This window comes from Cyclobacterium xiamenense, assembly GCF_009467825.1.
In the GTDB taxonomy this organism is placed as follows: domain Bacteria; phylum Bacteroidota; class Bacteroidia; order Cytophagales; family Cyclobacteriaceae; genus Cyclobacterium; species Cyclobacterium xiamenense.
In genome coordinates this window covers 134,766-153,054 of sequence record NZ_WIOK01000012.1, presented here as the reverse complement: position 1 = coordinate 153,054, position 18,289 = coordinate 134,766, and the positions used below count along the sequence as shown (strand labels likewise).

Genomic DNA, 18,289 nt, shown 5'->3' with positions numbered 1-18,289 from the left:
GCCTGTTAAAATCGACGTCTAAAACCGGTCTATGTGCGCAACAGCTGTTCGATTTTCGTCAGTTCTTCCTCCGAAAAATCAAGCGCCTGCAGGCTGTTTACGTTGTCGTTAAGTTGTGCGGCTTTGCTGACTCCTACCAAAACGGATGTGATGCGGGGATCTTTTAGTAGCCAGGCAATGGCCATTTGGGCCAGACTTTGGCCTCTTTTCCTGGCCAATTCGTTGAGTTGCTCCACGGTAGACAAAAGCGCTGGGGTGATCTTGTCGGTCTGGAGGTACCTCCCATCCTTCACGGCCCGGGAGTCTTCCGGAAAACCTTTCAGGTACTTGTTGGTAAGCACCCCCTGCTCCAGGGGAGAAAAGGCAATCGCTCCGATTCCTTCGGTCTCCAGCACATCCAAAAGTCCATCCTCCACCCAACGATCCATCATGCTGTAACGCGGCTGGTGAATCAAACAGGGCGTTCCCAATTTTTTCAGGATTTTCGATGCCCGCGCGGTGTCTTCCGCATTGTACTGAGAAATCCCTACGTAGAGGGCCTTCCCCTGTCGTACGATCAGGTCCAGCGCAGCCATGGTTTCCTCCAGCGGGGTGGCCGGATCGGGACGATGGTGGTAAAAGATATCCACGTAGTCCAGCCCCATGCGGCGAAGACTTTGATCCAGGCTGGCCACCAGGTATTTTTTGGAACCGAAATTCCCGTAGGGGCCTGGCCACATGTCCCATCCGGCTTTGGAGGAGATTAGGAGTTCGTCCCGAAGTGGCTTAAAATCTTTTTCAAAAATTCTTCCAAAATTTTCTTCCGCGGCCCCGTAGGGTGGTCCGTAATTATTGGCCAGGTCAAAATGCGTGATACCGAGGTCGAAAGCCGTGCGAAGAATGGTTCGCGCATTCCTGAAATCATCGCTATGCCCGAAATTATGCCAGAGACCCAGGGATAGCATGGGCAGGTCGAGGCCACTTTTGCCACACCTCCTGAATTTCATGGATTCGTACCGGCTTTCTTGCGGTTGGTAGGGCATCAGTGGATCCAAATCGTTAATTTTCATGGGTAAATCGTAGGTTAGTTGGAGCGCCAAAGGTACACTTTAATCCAGAAAATCGAAATCAATCTTCTGCCAGAGGTATGATCCGGCTTTGGGGTAACTTCGGCAAAAACGCCTGCAACAAGGCTTGGGTTTCCACCACACGCTTTACGGGCTTCAAAAAAGAAAGGACTTCCCCACTGTGCTGCAGGTCTGTCGCCTGATCGATGTAGCCAAATGCCGCCAAAAATCCATCCTCCACGAGCAATACGGCCTCCTCTTCCGGGTTTCTTCCCCGGTCTTTTATCAGAAAGCGCTCCCCTACCCGGCTACCGCCTTCCTCCCACAAAACAGCAGCCTTTCGGTTGTACGCCTCGGGTGCCTCGAAGCCACAGCAGGCACCGGCACATTTTCCAAGGGCAAAATCGTAGCAGGCTCCCGGTGTTTTCTGTATCCCGGTTAACTTTGGGCAGAGCGCGAGTTCACTGGTTTTTTCCAACAGTTTTTTCCAGGCTTCAGCATGACTGCTAAAAGTGAGTATCGGTTTTACGCCCGGAAAAATCTTATTGACCTGAAACCGCTGAAAGCCCTGTTGGTCCGAGTACGCAAAAATCCCCCAGGAGGCTGCTTTTACTTTCAGGGAGCGGTTGTATTTCGGCCACAACCGCTTTATTTCCAGTGCTTCCAGCAATAGCGCAAGCAGTTCACTTCCCGTGACTTCAAAGCTGACGGCATGTATTTCGGATTTTAGGCTTACCTTCGACTTGCCGGTAAAATGGCCTTCAAATCGGCTTTTGATATTGACTGCTTTGCCCACATAAATGACCTTACCGTTTTTATCGTGAAAATAGTAGACGCCTGTGGCCGTGGGCAACTGCCTGTACTGTTCGTGGCTGATATTTGGCGGAAGTACGCGTGCCTTTTCCTTCCCTTTGATGGCTCGGGGAATTTCTTCCGTACGGTCTTCCCGAAGCATTTGCTCAAAGAGCAAAGCCGTGGCCCAGGCATCTCCCAGCGCCCGGTGCCGGTCTTTTACCCGAATACCCCGTGCCTCACACAATTGACCCAGGCTGTAGCTTCTGAGACCGGGAAAAATCTTACGACCAAGCCGGACCGTACACAAGCGGCGGGGTTTGAAATCCTTGTTTTCCTGCGCAAATGCCTGTTTGACAAAGTTATAATCAAAACTCACGTTGTGCGCAACAAAAATTTTTCCCTCTAACAAGTCCCATAAATCATTGGCTATCGCAGAAAAATCGGGCGCATCCGCCAACATACCGGCATCAATTCCGGTAAGGCCCGTGATGAATGCCGGCAACGAACGCCGGGGGTTAAGCAGCTGCTGGTAATGGCCCGTAATCTTTTCTCCATCGTGAAAGACAACGGCAATCTCAATGATGCGGTGCTGGGCAGCAAAGCCGCCGGTAGTCTCAATATCTACGATGGCATACATAAGCAAAAGATAAAATAACGGCTATTGGCTGGAGAATCAAAAGGAATTGATTTAAATTCTTTCTTGAATTCCTCTTATCATTTGCGTAATATTAAGTTTTGATGGTTGGGAAACGACTTTTATTCACCGCCCAGGTATCAGAAAGGATAAACCAACGAACCCGCTACGCAATGAACGAAAAAGCCGATGCCTGGCAGATGGAACTGACCCAGATTACCTGGGATGTGGATACGCTGCTAAATGGGTACGACCTGACTACCCTCAATCAAAAGCCCGGCCCGGAAAAATGGAGCCCCATGCAGGTAGTACACCACCTGGTCCTGGTAAACCGATCCTACTTCCCCATTTTTGATCAACTTATCGAGCAACGCTACAAAGCGCCACTGCTTGGAAAAATCCCTTTCTATGGCAGGAAATTGGGGGAACTGATTCTTTCCGCTAACCAAAAACCTGCCCCGATCAAAACCTTTTCCCCCTGGGAACCAAGTAATTCCCTGCACGATAAAGAACTGCAGCAGGCATTCGTCGACACCCAGCATCGGCTATCGGCCTACCTTCAAGAGCTAGAGCCTTATTTTAATCGAGGTCTGATGATCGCCTCTCCCGCCAATCGCTGGCTAGTCTATCCCCTGGATACAGCCATTGACATCATCATTGCCCATGAAAAAAGACATTGCAAGCAACTGAAATCCTTATTGGCTTCGGAAAAATGAAAACAGAAAAAGAAAAAATGCTCGCAGGCGAGTTGTACCTCGCCTCCGACCCGGAGCTTTCCAAAGAACGGCTTCAAGCCCGGGTCTTATTAAAAAAGCTAAACGACAGCGCCCCGGATGAAACGCTGCTTCGGCAGCAGGTACTTTCCCAATTACTGGGAGCGGTGGGTGCAGACGTTGGATTGGAGCCTCCTTTTTTCTGCGACTATGGCTACAATATACGGGTGGGCGACCAGGTGTTCTTCAATTTCAATTGTGTGGTGCTGGACGTAACACCGGTACATATCGGCGACCGCTGCCTGTTTGGACCGAATGTGCAGATTTATGCAGCCACGCATCCCCTTGATGCAGCCACCCGGGGATCTTTATTGGAATACGGGAGGCCCATCCGCATCGAGGATGATGTCTGGGTAGGCGGCGGGGCCATCATCTGTCCCGGGGTGCACATCGGCGCACGCAGCATTGTGGCAGCGGGAGCCGTAGTCACCAAAGACCTGCCTTCGGATGTAGTGGCGGGAGGCAATCCCGCCAGGGTCCTAAGAAACTTGAAAGCCGATGAGCGGAGGGCCTAGCCTACGCTTGTAGCTTTTTTTCGTGGTTTTCGCGGATTACCCGCCGAAGTATTTTTCCAACGTTGGATTTGGGGAGTTCGCTAACGAAATGGATTTCTTTGGGCACCTTATAGCTGGTCAGGTTTTCCCGGGAAAATTCGATTAATTCCTCTGCTTTAAGCGAAGGATCATTGCTCACCACGTAGGCAATCACCCGTTCGGTCGATTTCTCGTCCGGTATCCCAATCACCCCTACTTCGTTGACCATCTCGTGTGCCGCCAACGCATCTTCCACCTCGTTGGGGTACACGTTGAATCCCGAAACCAAGATCATCTCCTTCTTCCGGTCAACGATGCACAGAAATCCATCCTCGTCCAATACGGCGATATCCCCTGTCTTGAACCATTCCCCGTAAAATGCGGCGGCGGTTTCTTCTGGCCGTTGCCAATAACCCGGCATTACCTGTGGACCTTTCACACAGAGCTCACCTCGCTCGCCCAAAGGCAACTCATTTCCGGCATCGTCCACCACCTTAACCTCCGTATTGGGAAGAGGCACACCAATCGTGCCGAGCCGTTCCGTTCCATCGATGGGATTGCAGGAAACCACCGGAGAGGTTTCGGTAAGGCCGTACCCTTCGGCTAGTGGGGTACCGGTCACTTTCTGCCAGCGGCGGGCAACGGCCTGCTGCACGGCCATTCCTCCGCCTACGGCTATTTTCAGGGATCCAAAGTCCAGGGATCGGAAGGCCTCCTGATTCAACAAGCCATTAAAAAGGGTATTGACACCTGTAAACACACTAAATCGGTGTTTCTTTAGTTCCTTGCAAAAACCGGGCATGTCCCGGGGATTGGTGATCAGCACGTTATGTGCACCGATCTTCATCATGGCCAGGCAATTGACGGTAAGGGCAAAAATATGGTACAGCGGCAGGGCCGTTATGACCGTCTCCTCCCGTTCCCGTAGCTTTGGTTTCATCCAGGCAGAGATTTGCTGCATGTTGGCAACAATGTTGCGGTGACTCAGCATCGCTCCCTTGGAAACTCCGGTGGTACCTCCGGTGTATTGAAGAAAGGCCAAATCGGCGCCCTCCATTCCCTGCTTTTCAAAGGCCGTCGGATTGCCTGCTGCCATTGCCTTTTTGAAAGACCAGGCATCCGGAATGGAATAGGCAGGCACCATTTTTTTCACGTATTTCACGACCAGGTTAACAATCGCTCCCTTCAGTCCCCCCAATAGGTCTCCGATTTCGGTAACGACCACGTGATTGATTCCGGATTCTTTCCGTATTTTCTCCAGATTATGGGCAAAATTTGCCAAAATCACCACCGCCTTTACACCGGCATCGGTAAACTGATGCTTCATCTCAGACGCCGTGTACAGCGGATTGGTGTTTACCACAATCAGCCCTGCCCGGAGCGCGCCAAACATGACGACCGGATATTGCAGCAAGTTGGGCATTTGGATACCGATGCGGTCTCCCTTTTTCAGCTGCAGCTCCTGCTGAAGAAATGCCGCAAAGGTCTTTGATAAGACATCCAATTCATTAAAAGAAATGGTTTTTCCCATGCACTCATAGGCAACGGCATCTCCATATTTCCCGATGCTTTCTTCCAATAAATCCACCACACTGCTAAACTCGTCCGGGTCTATCGAGGTGGGTACCGATTTGGGGTAAAATGTAAACCAGGGGGAATCTTCCATATCCAATACATTAAGGTTAGGTAATTGGGCTAATTTCACTAAGATATTGAATGTACGCTTCTTTTAAAACGTTTTGTAAAATTTTGTTGTAAAGGGGGGATTTGCGAAGAAATTACCCCTTTCCCGGCCGCCCAAGTTGCAAGCTCCCCTTTTTCTCCTTTCTTTTACAAAACCGTTTGCAGGTATGCGTAAAAACACGAAGGTATGATGAGGTTTTTGGCTGGGATCGTTACTGCCCTTTTGTTGTATGGATTGATCCAGTTGTTCGTCCGTCAAACCAACGAAAAACAGGAACTCCAACAAAATACCGCCCTGCTGGAGCAACAAATCCGGCAGGTAGGAAAGCTGGTGGTAACCGAAGGCTACTTTTCCCAGGTGTTGAGTTACAAAAACTCCCGTAAAAACTACTTTGATATTTTTTCTGCCAATAAAAAAGCATTGGTCATCGTCAATGCAAAAGTGACCGTGGGATACGATTTGCGCCAACTAAAAACAGAAATTGATACCGAAGCCAGGCAGGTACGGATTGTACAGCTCCCGGAACCAGAAATCAACATTTACCCCGATTTGGAATATTACGACGTAAGCCAGGATTACTTTAACGAATTTGATGCGGACGATTACAACAAAATCAAAGGAAGCGTGCATCAGCTGCTGGAGAAGAAGATCGCGCAGTCTGACCTGAAGACCGATGCCCGCGAACGCTTGCTCAGCGAGCTATCAAAAATATACATCCTCACCAAAACCATGGGCTGGACGCTTCATTTCGAAGAAGAAATCCCGCTTTCCCCAGAGGAACTGGAGCGGCTCAACTATTAAAAAAGCACGGATCTTCCTACATGGGATGGATTTTGCCCGTCGTTTCGCATGCCTTCACCCAACTGGTGGGGAACGCTTCTTTCCGGGGATAACTACCCCGACGACGGGAAGCCCGGTTGGCCTTACTGCTCTTACTGGGCTGGTGGGGACACCTTGAAAACGGAAAGGCTTTCTGCCATCAGGATCCCGATTCCATTGGAAATGTTCGAAAAAACCTGCACCGGCTGGGCAAAGGGATCTCCCTCGTTCCACCATTGCAATCCGTACGTCGTATGAAATTGGAAGTAATTTCTGGAGACGGTTTTCAGGGTAAATCGAATTTCACCCCCCTGGGCATCCGGAGAGAACGAACTTTCTATAAACAGCTCGAGATTGGCTTCCTGCCCCTCAAACAAGCGATCGTCTATCAGCAATTTCCCATAGGTATTGTAATCCCTTTCGTACGTAGGATTCTTTGGCTCCAGGTAGAGCGGATAGTTGTTTTCGTACAGGACGGTGTTTCCCTGCTCGTCCACATACGAATAATACCCGAAATAGTCGGCGGAAATTTCGTAATAGTTTTCACCTTCCGGATCGTCAAACAGCAAACGGACGTCTTCCCTGGATGACCAGGAGTCCACCTGTACCCGGCCCTGGTACACTACCTGCTTAATTGGTACCGAAAGCGGAATACTTTCGGTGGCACGAACGATTTCGTATCCGGGTAACTCCGCTTCCAGGGTATAGGTATTCCCTTCCCGTAGCAGCAGCTGCAAGTTTGTGTATTCACCGGTCACCTCATTGAAGCTCAACGGGTAGCGTTCGTTTTGATGGATCAGGCTGACTGCTGCATCGGGAATGGGGCTAAACTCCCACTCGTTGTCCAGGATGTGCTTGCTGTAGGTCAGCCGTACTGCGGGAAACAGGTTGTTTTGGAGATTGGCATTCATCGTCACCTGGGGTTTGTCGAAGGGAATTTCGATATCAACCACGGTTTCACAGGCGAACAAAAACGGGACAAGGAGAAGCAGGTAACCCAGCTGGCTGAAATTCCGGATATAGTGAAGGCATGTTTTCATCAGCTATTAGAATTTAAATGCGTAAGCAAACGAGGGAATGATGGGGAAAAGGCTGTATTGCATCAACTTCCGGTTTCCCTGCCGGTCGTAGCCCAAATCCATGAAAAACGGATTCATTCGGCTGTATACATTGTATATTCCCAGTGTCCATTTGCGCTCGCCCCATCGTTTGGTTTTCCACCAGCTAAAACTCAGGTCCAGGCGGTGGTAGTCCCGGTTTCTGAAATTATTTCTACTTTCGTAGTAATTGACGTTCGGTCTGATTCCTCCACTAAAGCGGTTCATTTCCAATCCCTCGTACCGCTGGGTAGGCAGAGAAACCGCATTTCCCGTTCCATAAACCCAGGCCAGGGAAAAATCCTTGTTGTCCTTCCATTCGTGTGTCAAGGCAAAACTTACGTCGTGCCTCCGGTCGTATTTGTAGGGAAACCACTCCCCAAAATTGACTTCGTCAAACCTTCGTTCGGTATTCGATAGCGTATAGCCCAGCCAGCCCGAAACCCTGCCGACCTTGCGTTGTACAAGAAATTCGGCGCCAATGCTTTTGCCTTCGCCCACAGCTACTTTGTCCTGCCAGTCCTGGTCCAGGTTCAGGTACGTAGCCCCGTCCTTGTACTCGATCAAGCCGTCCATGGTCTTGTAATAGGCTTCCAGGCTGATTTCGAAACCGTTCACGTTTTTTACGCCACCTACGGCTACCTGCATGGCTTCCTGTGGGCCAATCCTGGGCGTAGCGGGTACCCAAAGATCCGTGGGAAGTCCCAATCCCGCATTGGTCAGCAGGTGGATAAATTGTGCCATGGTCACAAAGGAAGCCTTTAGCGAAGTAGAAGCATTCACCAGATAGCGTGCTGCGATGCGGGGCTGCAGGGAGCGGTAATGCTGCCCGTCCGAGATAAACCCGGAATAATGAAGCCCTAGGTTGGCTTTCAATCGGTCGCTGAAGTTGATGTCGTCCTCGGCATAAGCGGCGTATTCAAAAGAATCGAGCTCGTCGGCTCCCAGCCGGAGATCGTTATCGGCCGCACTACTTCTGCTCGCATACACCCCCGGAGAAAAGCGATGCAAAATTCCATTTACGCCAAAGCGGATATAGTGATCGGGATTGGGAATGTACTCAAAGTCCGACTTGGCTGCCCAGTCCCGAATCCCTGAAAAATACCGCTCGGAATAGGAACTCCTTTCGTCCACACCTGCTCCCGTAATCCGCTCATCGTAATTGCTAAACAAGTCAAACTTATACCGGCTATGGGTAAAGGTATGGTTGCTAAAGAGACGGCTGTTGATCACATTGTTCCAGCGAAGCGCGGTGATGAAATTCCCCCAACTCAGGCCAAATTCATCTTCGTAATCCGTTCGCTCGTTTTCGAAAACATAAAAATCCTTGTACCGGGAATAGGCTTTATCGTCTCCGGAATACACGCTCAGGTACAGCCGGTTCTTATCGTTGATGATGTGATTGATTTTACCGTTGAGGTCGTAAAAATAATACCCGATATTTTCCTCGCCGGCCGTGGTGGCTTTGATAATGGGACGTGCCAGCAAATCCAGGTAGGTTCTCCGGGCAGAGAGAATAAAGGAGGTCTGATCCTTGACAATGGGGCCTTCTACCGTCACTTTGGAAGCAATCAACCCGATTGACCCTTCGCCTTTGTATTCCTGCATGTTGCCCTCTTTCATGCTGATATCGATCACCGATGACAAACGACCGCCATAGCGGGAGGGAAAACCTCCTTTGATCAATTCCACATTGTTGATGGCATCGGCGTTAAAGATGGAAAAAAAACCGAAAAGGTGCGAGGCATTGTACACGGGTACTCCGTCGAGCAATATCAGGTTTTGGTCCGGTCCCCCTCCCCGTACGTACAAGCCACTTCCACCCTCCGTGCCCGATTGCACGCCGGGCAGCAATTGCAATACCTTGAACACATCCACCTCGCCCATAAATGCGGGCAATTCTTTGATTTGCTTCAGGGGCACGTTGATCGAACTCATCTTGGTGACTTCCTGAATCTGGTCCATTCCTGCCGCCGATACCACGACTTCCTCCAGGTTCCCATCGGGCAGCAGCGACACGTTGACAACGGTGTCCTGCGCTACCTTCATACGGAAGTTTTTGGTCTGAAAACCGACAAAACTAAAGTAAAGGTCCACGCTATCGGCTGAGGTAGTATAGCTGTAAAAGCCAAATTGATTCGCAACCGCGCCTTTTTCGGATACCCGATCGAAAACATTGGTACCGATCAGGTGTTCACCCGTGCCCGCTTCCGTCACGGTCCCGCTAATGGAAATCCGCTGCGCAAACCCGGAAATACCAAGTAGCAGGAAAAAAAACGTTAAAATCTGGTGTTTCATTGGAATGCCACAGTCATGCAAACTCAGGTGCGTATGAAAATTTTTTCAAATTTATTTAAATTTTTCGATCAACCAGAAATAATTAGTAAATCTAACACAAATTTAATTTCACTTTTTTCAGCTCAAGGCCTGTCGGGTTGGTTTCCGAACAGAAAAACGTCGAATTGACGTATGCTACCACATCCGGTTTGCAAACCCACGATTCCGAAGACAAGACGGATAAAGTGCTGCAGGTGAGACACCCGAAAAGAGCTATTTTGAAGAATTTTTCAACACCGGAGCCTTTCTCTTCCAGGGGGGTAGGCTAAAGATTAACCCACTTCCATTGGAGGGGAGGCATGACCCTTCGCCCTCACAGGTGGCACGGGTTAGTAAAATCCTTCATGCGCACAGGCCATGTTCCTGTTGGCGAGTATTGCCTATAGCAATCGTTTCTTTAATAAAAATAGCACGCCAAATGCAGTAGCGGCAAGCAGCAGCAATAGCAGTCCGGAACCCGGGTTGCCGAATAAGATCGACCCGGTCCCAAACAAAAAGGCGTATACAGCGGTAATCCCTGCGGCGAAAGCCAACAACGCAGCCTGAAAATCAAAATACTGCCTGGTGTCCACCTTTTGGCCAGTTTTTTCCAGGTAGGCATGGATTCGCTTCCAGCCGGGGCCGGGGGCCTTTGTTTTTTGCACAAAAGCGACTAGGACCTCTCTGTCCGTGGACCTGGTCCAATAAGCCGTTAGTACCCAGCTCCCCGTCGTGAATAAAATACCCGCTATCAATTCGGCGGCATTTGGGAGCGGCTCGAAATACAGCTCGTGCAAAAATGCGAAATACAGGGCAACCAAAAAAGAGGCGGCCATGGCCACCAATTCGCTGAGGGCATTGATTCGCCACCAATACCAGCGCAAGATGTAAATCAATCCCGTTCCCGCCCCGATCTGAAGCAAAATACCAAAGGTCTGCAATGCATTTTCCAGGTGCAGGGCCACGTAGCCCCCCACTACCATGATTCCTATCGTGGTCAGCCGCCCGACGGCAATCAGGTGTTTTTGGGAAGCGTCGGGTCGGATAAATCGCTGGTAAAAATCGTTCACCACATAGGAAGAACCAAGGTTAAGCATGGTGGAGAGGGTAGACATGTAGGCGGCCACCAAGGAGGTGACTACCAGTCCCATGATCCCTACCGGCATGAACGATAGCATGGCGGGATAGGCCATGTCGTCCTGCACAATAGAAGCATCGGCATTTGGAAAAGCATCCCGCAATGCATCCATGTCCGGAAAAACCAGGATGCTGCACAGGGCGACCAAAATCCAGGGCCAAGGGCGGATGGCATAATGCACGATTGTAAACAACATGATGGAGGAAAGCGCATGGTTTTCGTTCTTGGCTGCCAGCATCCGCTGTACGATAAATCCGCCCCCGCCCGGCTCTGAACCCGGATACCAAACCGACCACCACTGCACAAATACCGGGATCAGAAATACCGCCAAAAATAGTTCCCAATGATTGATGTCAGGGATAAAATTCAGTTTATCGGTAATATCGGGATGCTGAATCAATTGATCCAACCCACCGACAGCGGGATGATTGACCGACACCCAAGCCGCGGCGATGGCCCCTGCAAGGGAAAGTCCAAATTGCAGAAAATCCGTAAACACCACGCCACGCAGGCCACCCAGCGTGCTGTACAGTACCGTGACAAACCCGGATATCAGCAAAACGGGCAAGGGACTGAGGCCCAATAGCACCCCTCCGATTTTGATCGCCGCGAGCGAGACCCCGGATATGATCACCACATTAAAAAAAATACCCAGGTACAAGGCGCGAAATCCCCGAAGAAACGAGGCCGGTCGACCACTGTACCGCAATTCGTAAAATTCAATATCGGTAAGTACTCCCGAACGCTTCCATAACCTGGCAAAGAAAAAAACCGTCAGCATGCCGGTCAGCAAAAAGCTCCACCAAACCCAATTCCCGGAGACGCCATTTTTTCGAACAATATCGGTGACCAAATTGGGGGTGTCGGTGGAAAAGGTCGTGGCAACCATCGATATTCCCAATACCCACCAGGGCAAATTGCCTCCTGCTTTAAAAAACTCCTGAACGTTTTCGGATGATTTTTTGGAACTGTACAAGCCTATCCCCAGCGACAATGCAAAAAACAGAAGGAGGATCAGCCAATCAATGCCCTGTAGTAACATGCCCGGAATATAAGACATAAACTGCAAACTAGTAGCAAGTACGCCGCAAAACCAACCGACATTGATGGAAACACGGCCAATACCCCGGCCATTGCATCGCCACCCGTCGGAATAGGCTAGCGGCGCAAGAAAGAAATACCCTGAATGTAGGCTGCAGTCCATCTCACAAGGCTCCGGCGGGAGTCCCATGCGTTTGTACCAGGGAACGAAATGAATGGCCGGAAAACCAATTTGCCTCTCCGGGACCTAACAGGAGTCGAATCGGAAAGTGGCAGTGGCTGGCACATTTCAGCCCTAAAAGGTAATGGTAAACCGTGCCCCTTCTCCCGGTTTGCTGGCTGCCTCGATTTTACCTCCCAGTGAGGTGATATGGCTGTGAACCAAATACAAGCCAATACCCTTGCCGTCTGCGTTGGAATGAAAGGTCTCTCTAAAACCGAATAACTTGTCTCCAATCTTATCCGTATCAAATCCAATCCCATTATCCGAAAAAACCAATTGGGTACGCTCGTTGACCAGCTGCGAATGGATGGAAATGAGGGGAACGGTTCCCGGCCTCGCGTATTTGATCGAATTGGTAAACAGGTTGAGGAAAATACTTTCCAGGTAACCGGCATTGAAGTTGACCCTGTTTCCTTTGGAAAAATCCATCAAGACTTGGGTCTTGGACGTTTCAATGAGCGACCGAATGGAATGCATCACCTTTTTACAGCTTGTGTCCAGCTCCACCGGTTCCAGCGATACCGCCAATACATCCCGCTGACTCAAATTGTCGACGTAGCCGTCCAGGGTGTTTTTTAGTCCTTCGGTGGAAAGCTGCATCATATCAATAAACTCCAACATCTCCGATTTTTCCATGGTGCGGGCATTCACCAAGCTGAATAGGGCCAGTAAATTGTTTACCGGGGAACGCAGATCATGGGAAGTAGTAAAGGTCAATTCTTTTAATTGTTTGTTGGATTGGGTTAATTTGGCGATCAACAAATTTCGCTCTTCTTCAATTTTCTTTTTGTGGGTGATGTTTTTGGCAATCGCGTAAATCAATTGCTGTTCCTTGTCTGGAACCGATGTCCAGGAAAACCAAAGTGTTTCTCCTTCCCTGGATAAATACCGGTTTTCAAAATGCATCAGGGGCATGCCTTCCACAATCGTGTTCCGGGCATGGGAGGTTCGTTTCAGATCCTCGGAATGAACAAAAGTATCGATTGAGCGGGTATACAATTCCTCATCGGAATAGCCCAGCACTTTTTTCAAGGCAGGATTGACTTTCTTGAAATAGCCGTCAAATCCTGCGATACACAATAGATCCAGTGACAAGTCAAAAAACAAATCCATCCGGAAAGAATCCACACGGATTGGAGTTGCATTTTCGTTAATCGAACGCATAAGAATGATTGCCAATTACTGTTAAAAATATGCTTTGGTATACACGCTACCAAAACCAAAAATAATTACCGCTGTTTTCGTCCTGCTAAACTATCAAACAATTCGAAACTTTTACCGATTTCTGATAATTTGTTTTGAGTAAGGAGCTGGACTTGCAAAAAAACAAGGGCTTTCACTGACAAAATCCCCTTCATTTCGCCAAAAAAAATCACAACTCATCGACGGGTGTTTACCACCACGCCACAGTTTATCTGGGTTTGATCCAACGCCATTCCGATAAACATGGGGTAACTCCAGCTTTTGTACCGGCCCCAGATTTCGCCACTGTATTTCGGAAAGACTTCGTTTTGAATGGCAGCCAGCAAGGGTTGGGCGTTCTCGCCCAACTGCCGCACGCTGATCGCGGCCTGCAATACCTGTACCTCGTCTTCCTGTTTTAATAGTTCTTCCAATACGGCAAAAGCCTCCGGATCATTTTTTCGTCCGGCCAAAATCTCAGCGGCCTTGGTTCGTACGGCTGCCATTTTGTCCTCAAGCAGTCGGCGCACCGAAGGCATTACCGCATCGATTTCACCAGAATAAGCATCCAATGCCACCAGGGCCCAAAACCGCTGTGCCGGTTCGGTGGCTACAAAAAACGATTCCAGTATCGCCGGGTCCTCCACCTTTCCCACCAATTGGGCCACCTCCAGGATGGACCGAAACCGCTCGGGAGAATACTCCCGGGCGATTTCGTACACGCTTTTTCCTGCCGCTTTGGCCTGCGCCATCATGATTCCTTCCGAAATCAACCCGGTATCCCGATGGCGAATCATCCAAGCATCCAAGGCTTCACGCAAATGGGAAACCCGTTCCGCCACTTCCGGATTAGCGACCAGGTTGGTTTGTTCCAGGGGATCGTTTTCCAAATCGTACAGCAATTCTACCGGCTTGGGTAGAAAAAATTGCCGGACCGGCTCGGATAACTGCCCCAGGGCCCTCAAGCGATTGATCTCTTCGTAACTCCCCCCCTTATTAAATATCAGGGCATTCTGGTAATAGGGCAACTGTGGCATAAAATGACGCACGTACAAATACCTGCCGTCAAACACCGACCGGGATACTTCGTAACAATCGTCCGCCCGGTCCCGGTAGCCAAATATAAATTCTTTTTCCTCCGCTGTTTCGCCCAAGAAGTTGGTCCCTTCCATGCCTTCCGGGACTGCGGCTCCCGCAAGCCCGATCACCGTGGGGGCAAAATCCACAAAACCCACTTTGTGGTCCGTTACGGGAGCGGATAGGTTGCTGACGAGGTGCTTGTATTTATCCGGCACGTGCAGGATAAAAGGAACCTGTAAACCGGCATTATCCAACCAGCGCTTGTGCCCGGGCAAACCATGTCCGTGATCCGAGAAGACAAACACGATGGTTTCCTCCAGCAACCCGTCGGCTTCCAACTCGGCAAGCAGCCTACCCACTTCCTGATCGAAAACTGCCAGCAAGTCGTACATATGGGCCCAAATTTCTCGCATTTTTGGACTATCGGGAAGGTGCGGTGGCAATACTGCCTGATCGGGCGCACTGAAGACCTGCAGCGACTCAGTATCGCTGTCGCGCAGCGCATTTGTCGGCCCCTCATGCGTCATCATAAAGTTGAAAACACTGAAAAAAGGCTGTCCTTCGGACCTATTGCGCCAGTGGGCTTCCCTGCTGCTTTCGTCCCAGCGACCCTGATGATCAAAATTGTAATCGGTTTTAACATTGTTACTCGTATAATAGCCCGCTTCACGCAGCACTTCCGGTAAAATTTTCATCCCCTCGGGCACCGGAATTTCGGAGCGCAAGTGCTGTGTTCCCAACGAAACGGCATACCTGCCGGTAATCAGCGTGGATCGGGCCGGCGCACAGATTGGCGCATTGGAAAAAGCCTGGGTAAACCGGATGCTCGTCTCCGCCAGGCGATCAATATTCGGGGTCCGTGCATAGCTGTCTCCATAGCAGCCGTATATGGGACTCAAGTCTTCGTGGGAAATCCATAGAATATTGGGGCGATCCAACGATGCTTCGGGCGCACCACAGGCGACCAATCCCAAGAATAGCAGCAGCAAGGGTAGAAGGCCGCCTCCCCTGCGGTTTGTATGGACTGTATGGTTCATGCTTTGTCTGTCTTACCGTTTCGTTTTTTTCAAAAACTTTCGAATCTATCCGCCGCACCGCCAGCCAAAGCATCGCGGATAGGTTCATGCCGACATTGATGCTGCCTTGTTCGCAGTTATTTTTTTACGAGCAGCGCAATGCTGCCATTTCGTACCGGACTCTTTAATGTGAGGGTTTCATTTTCGGAAATATTGCTGGCCGACAGCCATTTTGCGTCGCGTACCGAAAGCCAATGAAGTACGCCGGTTCCGCCCATGGCGGAAATATCCACTAGCACTTCTCCCTCTTCTGGAAAATAAATCAGGTAATACCTTCCCTCGTTGGCGGCACAGTAGGCCTCGTTTTCCTCCCGGTCAGCAAGCAGGTCCATGCGTGGCTGCATTTCCCAAAACCGTACTTTTTCCTCCACTTTTCTTACCGACGCGATGGCCCGCATGGAGGGAATCGAGAGCCCCAGACCGGATGGCGGACGATGAAAGCGGCTCGATGCAAATCCGCCAAGGATATTGCGAAAGAACGTTTCTACCGCGTGCCTGCCATCAATTCCCCGGTTCACCCAGGAGCTGGTACTACTGCCATAAATTTTGGTACCGTTGACTGGCCTGGGATTGGGTTCGATGTACTCAAAGATGGCCCGAGCCTTGTCCCAGTTTTGTTGCCCGGTATTGTGGCTGTTTTGGGACAGGTCGATGTAGGAGAAGGTGTCCGGTCGATCGAGTGTTCGCCGATGCATGGCAGAGGTGATATCCCAATCGTCCCACATTTGGGTGACCATGATTTCCTTTTCCCCGGCTTCTTTTTTTAAAAACGCGGCCCAATACAGCGCCCACGCGTCTTCCCCTTTGGTTTCGTTGTCGATGCAGTACAACACGTGGTCATAGGGCAGGGAATGCGTTAGGAGTTTTCGCACAAACGATTCCTGGTAGGCCAATAACTCCGGATTGTGATCCAGGGCTGGAACCGTATAAAAAAAGGGCTGTTCGTTGGCGCCGGGGTGATTGGGATACAAGCTATCCAATCGGGCACTTTCGTAGGTGTAGTTGGTATTATTTGCCGGGTGGTAGGGATCCGTTCGCCAATTATCCCGGGAGTGATCAAAGCGGTCCCAAATTTCAATTTGTACAACGATATCCCGTTCGGCCGTCCACCGCAGCAGGCTGTCAAATTGCCGCCAATAGGCATCGTTCCAGGTATTCAAATCGTATTTGCCCTCCCCGTTTCGGGCGAAAGCGCGTAGGTCTCCCGGATCCCGATCGCTCATGGTATTACGGATATAGTTTCCTCCCACCGCATGCAGACTGTCCAGGTGGGATTTCAGGTGGAGGTTCTGAAACAAATTATCGTTATCCGTCGCTCCCAGTAGAAGTACCGGTTCGCCCCGGTATTCCCAATAGGCCGGGTTCGCTGCCCAGGGCCGGATTCCGGAAGACGCTTCGGCTTCCGATCGCTCAGCCGGTACCGACTCGCAGGCCGCCGCCAGAAAAGCAAGAAATACGTACAAAGTTGTGCAACCTGTTTTCATTCCGAGGAAATTAGACGTATGCGCTTATAGGCAGTCAGGGAGGGGCTGCCAGTATCCCGCACTTCAAGAATCAGGTGAATGGCCTGCTCCGGAGCCAGGTCTGGCATGGTCAGTGTCACCGCCGTACCGGCTGCTTCGTATACCATTTGAAGGTCTGCATCGGGACGGTAAATTTCCTCGTACACCCACCAGTGGAACGCCAGCTCCTGCCCGTCCGGGTCGTAGGTTCCCTCCGTCTCCAGCCGTATAAGCTCCCCTGCGTTCGCAGAAACAAGTACCGGTTCGGTACCGGCATGCCCGTTCACTACCACTACTGGGTTGTGATTTGCTTCTCCGTAGGAACGATGCGCCCATTGCACGCGCGCCATAAAATCGGATTGAAACGCCTTGCGCCAGCGTGCCACCGAGTGGCGTTCGTTGAGGGTGCCGTCCAGGAAATCCGGGGCGTCTATGTAAAGATTACCGCGCAATCGGCGGTACCGGCCTCCCCAGCCTCCCCATTCCGGTTGGTCGGGTACATTCAGCCCGTTGGCAAGTAAGCCCAGAAAGGAGGGGCTATCTCCTTCTTTCATCCCGTTTGTCCCATGCCCGTGCAATTGATAGCGCTCGCTAAGCGGGCCGTTTCCGTGGATATTCGCCCGTACCCAGTCTCCGTCCTGCATGCTTTGATCGCCGGTCATGTACATGCCCCGAAAAGCGGATAATTCCCGAATACCCGTAAAACCCTGCCAGGCAAAACCATTAGCAATAACGTTTAGCGCCTTAAACTCCCGGATCAGGTACTCCCGGTGCCCGTCCTGGTCCCCGATGGCATGCACCTGAATTTTTTGGCAGAAGGCATCCACCGCCTCCGGCGAACGGCTTTGTTTCACCCGCCAAAGGGCCTGCGCTAGTTCCCGCGAACCACCCCAAATCGGGATATGAACCAACGCATCGGACCGGTCGACCAGGTCGATGATGGCTTCCGAGGCATCGCTATCAAACCCCTCCCCAAGGTCTTTGGAATTGCCCAGACCTTCCCGAACCCGGGAAAAAAGCGAGTCCGGATGAGGGAAATCATCCGAATGCAAGCGCAGGTTGGGATAAATTTCTCCATAGGCGTCCAGCTGCGCCCGAATGATCTCAGGTCGAATGTCCTGCCCGTGTCCCATCCTACTCGAGGCACATAGCGCCAGGATATCAAAATGATCCGCGTAATACAAAAAACGCGTCAGGCTTTGCTCGTCGTCGGTATCTCCTCCAATATCCGTCAATACGATTACCTGGGGTTTCTCCTGGCACATGCCGTTGCCCGGCAACAAAAAGCAAGCGGCTAGCAATCCAAGCAGTACATCGGTATATCCTTTCATCTCGTTTATTTCTTTTACG

At 50.7% G+C, this 18,289-nt stretch carries 13 protein-coding genes; 3 read left to right on the top strand and 10 right to left on the bottom strand.

From position 1 onward, the window contains the following. Positions 1-29 precede the first annotated feature (29 nt). Together mgrA and GCU44_RS11295 are read right to left on the bottom strand one after the other, a co-directional pair. A complete protein-coding gene (gene mgrA, locus GCU44_RS11300) occupies positions 30-1,049 on the bottom strand; it encodes an L-glyceraldehyde 3-phosphate reductase (RefSeq protein ID WP_154856496.1) in 1,020 nt (339 codons plus the stop codon). A 58-nt stretch (positions 1,050-1,107) separates the two neighbouring features. Further along, positions 1,108-2,478 (bottom strand): exonuclease domain-containing protein, encoded by a 1,371-nt coding sequence (locus GCU44_RS11295; RefSeq protein WP_154856495.1) that lies wholly within the window; start codon positions 2,476-2,478, stop codon positions 1,108-1,110. 170 nt (positions 2,479-2,648) lie between these two features. On the opposite strand from GCU44_RS11295, the gene GCU44_RS11290 reads away from it, so the two are divergent. Beyond that, a complete protein-coding gene (locus GCU44_RS11290; RefSeq protein WP_154856494.1) occupies positions 2,649-3,191 on the top strand; it encodes a DinB family protein in 543 nt (180 codons plus the stop codon). Then, the gene (locus tag GCU44_RS11285; protein ID WP_092167946.1) at positions 3,188-3,763 is read left to right on the top strand and encodes a sugar O-acetyltransferase; all 576 of its coding nucleotides are present in this window, start codon (positions 3,188-3,190) and stop codon (positions 3,761-3,763) included. Before GCU44_RS11290 ends, GCU44_RS11285 begins: the two co-directional genes overlap by 4 nt. Position 3,764: 1 nt before the next feature. Here the strand turns inward: GCU44_RS11285 and GCU44_RS11280 are convergent, their stop codons facing one another. Further along, positions 3,765-5,447, bottom strand: coding sequence for an AMP-binding protein (locus GCU44_RS11280; protein WP_154856493.1), 1,683 nt, complete (start codon positions 5,445-5,447; stop codon positions 3,765-3,767). A gap of 204 nt (positions 5,448-5,651) precedes the next feature. Between GCU44_RS11280 and GCU44_RS11275 the strand changes: the two genes are divergently transcribed. Further along, positions 5,652-6,266, top strand: coding sequence for a DUF4230 domain-containing protein (locus GCU44_RS11275; RefSeq protein ID WP_092167940.1), 615 nt, complete (start codon positions 5,652-5,654; stop codon positions 6,264-6,266). A 131-nt stretch (positions 6,267-6,397) separates the two neighbouring features. On the opposite strand, the gene GCU44_RS11270 is transcribed toward GCU44_RS11275, so the two are convergent. From GCU44_RS11270 to GCU44_RS11240, 7 genes are all read right to left on the bottom strand, one after another. Then, positions 6,398-7,324, bottom strand: coding sequence for a DUF4249 domain-containing protein (locus GCU44_RS11270; RefSeq protein ID WP_154856492.1), 927 nt, complete (start codon positions 7,322-7,324; stop codon positions 6,398-6,400). Between the two features lie 6 nt (positions 7,325-7,330). Continuing rightward, a complete protein-coding gene (locus GCU44_RS11265) occupies positions 7,331-9,679 on the bottom strand; it encodes a TonB-dependent receptor (protein ID WP_092170071.1) in 2,349 nt (782 codons plus the stop codon). 419 nt (positions 9,680-10,098) lie between these two features. Beyond that, on the bottom strand, positions 10,099-11,877 hold the full coding sequence (locus tag GCU44_RS11260; RefSeq protein WP_154856518.1) for a sodium:solute symporter family protein: 1,779 nt from the start codon (positions 11,875-11,877) through the stop codon (positions 10,099-10,101). A 294-nt stretch (positions 11,878-12,171) separates the two neighbouring features. Beyond that, positions 12,172-13,263, bottom strand: a complete 1,092-nt coding sequence (locus GCU44_RS11255; protein WP_154856491.1) for a sensor histidine kinase — start codon at positions 13,261-13,263, stop codon at positions 12,172-12,174. Positions 13,264-13,478: 215 nt separating this feature from the next. Beyond that, positions 13,479-15,398 carry a sulfatase-like hydrolase/transferase gene (locus tag GCU44_RS11250; protein WP_154856490.1) on the bottom strand — a complete coding sequence of 640 codons (1,920 nt, stop codon included), beginning with the start codon at positions 15,396-15,398 and terminating at the stop codon, positions 13,479-13,481. 116 nt (positions 15,399-15,514) lie between these two features. Continuing rightward, the gene (locus GCU44_RS11245) at positions 15,515-16,921 is read right to left on the bottom strand and encodes a hypothetical protein (protein WP_154856489.1); all 1,407 of its coding nucleotides are present in this window, start codon (positions 16,919-16,921) and stop codon (positions 15,515-15,517) included. Beyond that, positions 16,918-18,270, bottom strand: coding sequence for a DUF1593 domain-containing protein (locus GCU44_RS11240; RefSeq protein WP_154856488.1), 1,353 nt, complete (start codon positions 18,268-18,270; stop codon positions 16,918-16,920). The genes GCU44_RS11245 and GCU44_RS11240 overlap by 4 nt, the downstream gene beginning before the upstream one ends. Positions 18,271-18,289: the final 19 nt, after the last annotated feature.

Excerpts from the sequence above, each read along its gene's own strand:
- mgrA (WP_154856496.1), bottom strand. The coding sequence starts at position 1,049 with ATGAAAATTAACGATTTGGATCCACTGATGCCCTACCAACCGCAAGAA.
- GCU44_RS11295 (WP_154856495.1), bottom strand. The coding sequence starts at position 2,478 with ATGTATGCCATCGTAGATATTGAGACTACCGGCGGCTTTGCTGCCCAG.
- GCU44_RS11290 (WP_154856494.1), top strand. The coding sequence starts at position 2,649 with ATGAACGAAAAAGCCGATGCCTGGCAGATGGAACTGACCCAGATTACC.
- GCU44_RS11285 (WP_092167946.1), top strand. The coding sequence starts at position 3,188 with ATGAAAACAGAAAAAGAAAAAATGCTCGCAGGCGAGTTGTACCTCGCC.
- GCU44_RS11280 (WP_154856493.1), bottom strand. The coding sequence starts at position 5,447 with ATGGAAGATTCCCCCTGGTTTACATTTTACCCCAAATCGGTACCCACC.
- GCU44_RS11275 (WP_092167940.1), top strand. The coding sequence starts at position 5,652 with ATGATGAGGTTTTTGGCTGGGATCGTTACTGCCCTTTTGTTGTATGGA.
- GCU44_RS11270 (WP_154856492.1), bottom strand. The coding sequence starts at position 7,324 with ATGAAAACATGCCTTCACTATATCCGGAATTTCAGCCAGCTGGGTTAC.
- GCU44_RS11265 (WP_092170071.1), bottom strand. The coding sequence starts at position 9,679 with ATGAAACACCAGATTTTAACGTTTTTTTTCCTGCTACTTGGTATTTCC.
- GCU44_RS11260 (WP_154856518.1), bottom strand. The coding sequence starts at position 11,877 with ATGTTACTACAGGGCATTGATTGGCTGATCCTCCTTCTGTTTTTTGCA.
- GCU44_RS11255 (WP_154856491.1), bottom strand. The coding sequence starts at position 13,263 with ATGCGTTCGATTAACGAAAATGCAACTCCAATCCGTGTGGATTCTTTC.
- GCU44_RS11250 (WP_154856490.1), bottom strand. The coding sequence starts at position 15,398 with ATGAACCATACAGTCCATACAAACCGCAGGGGAGGCGGCCTTCTACCC.
- GCU44_RS11245 (WP_154856489.1), bottom strand. The coding sequence starts at position 16,921 with ATGAAAACAGGTTGCACAACTTTGTACGTATTTCTTGCTTTTCTGGCG.
- GCU44_RS11240 (WP_154856488.1), bottom strand. The coding sequence starts at position 18,270 with ATGAAAGGATATACCGATGTACTGCTTGGATTGCTAGCCGCTTGCTTT.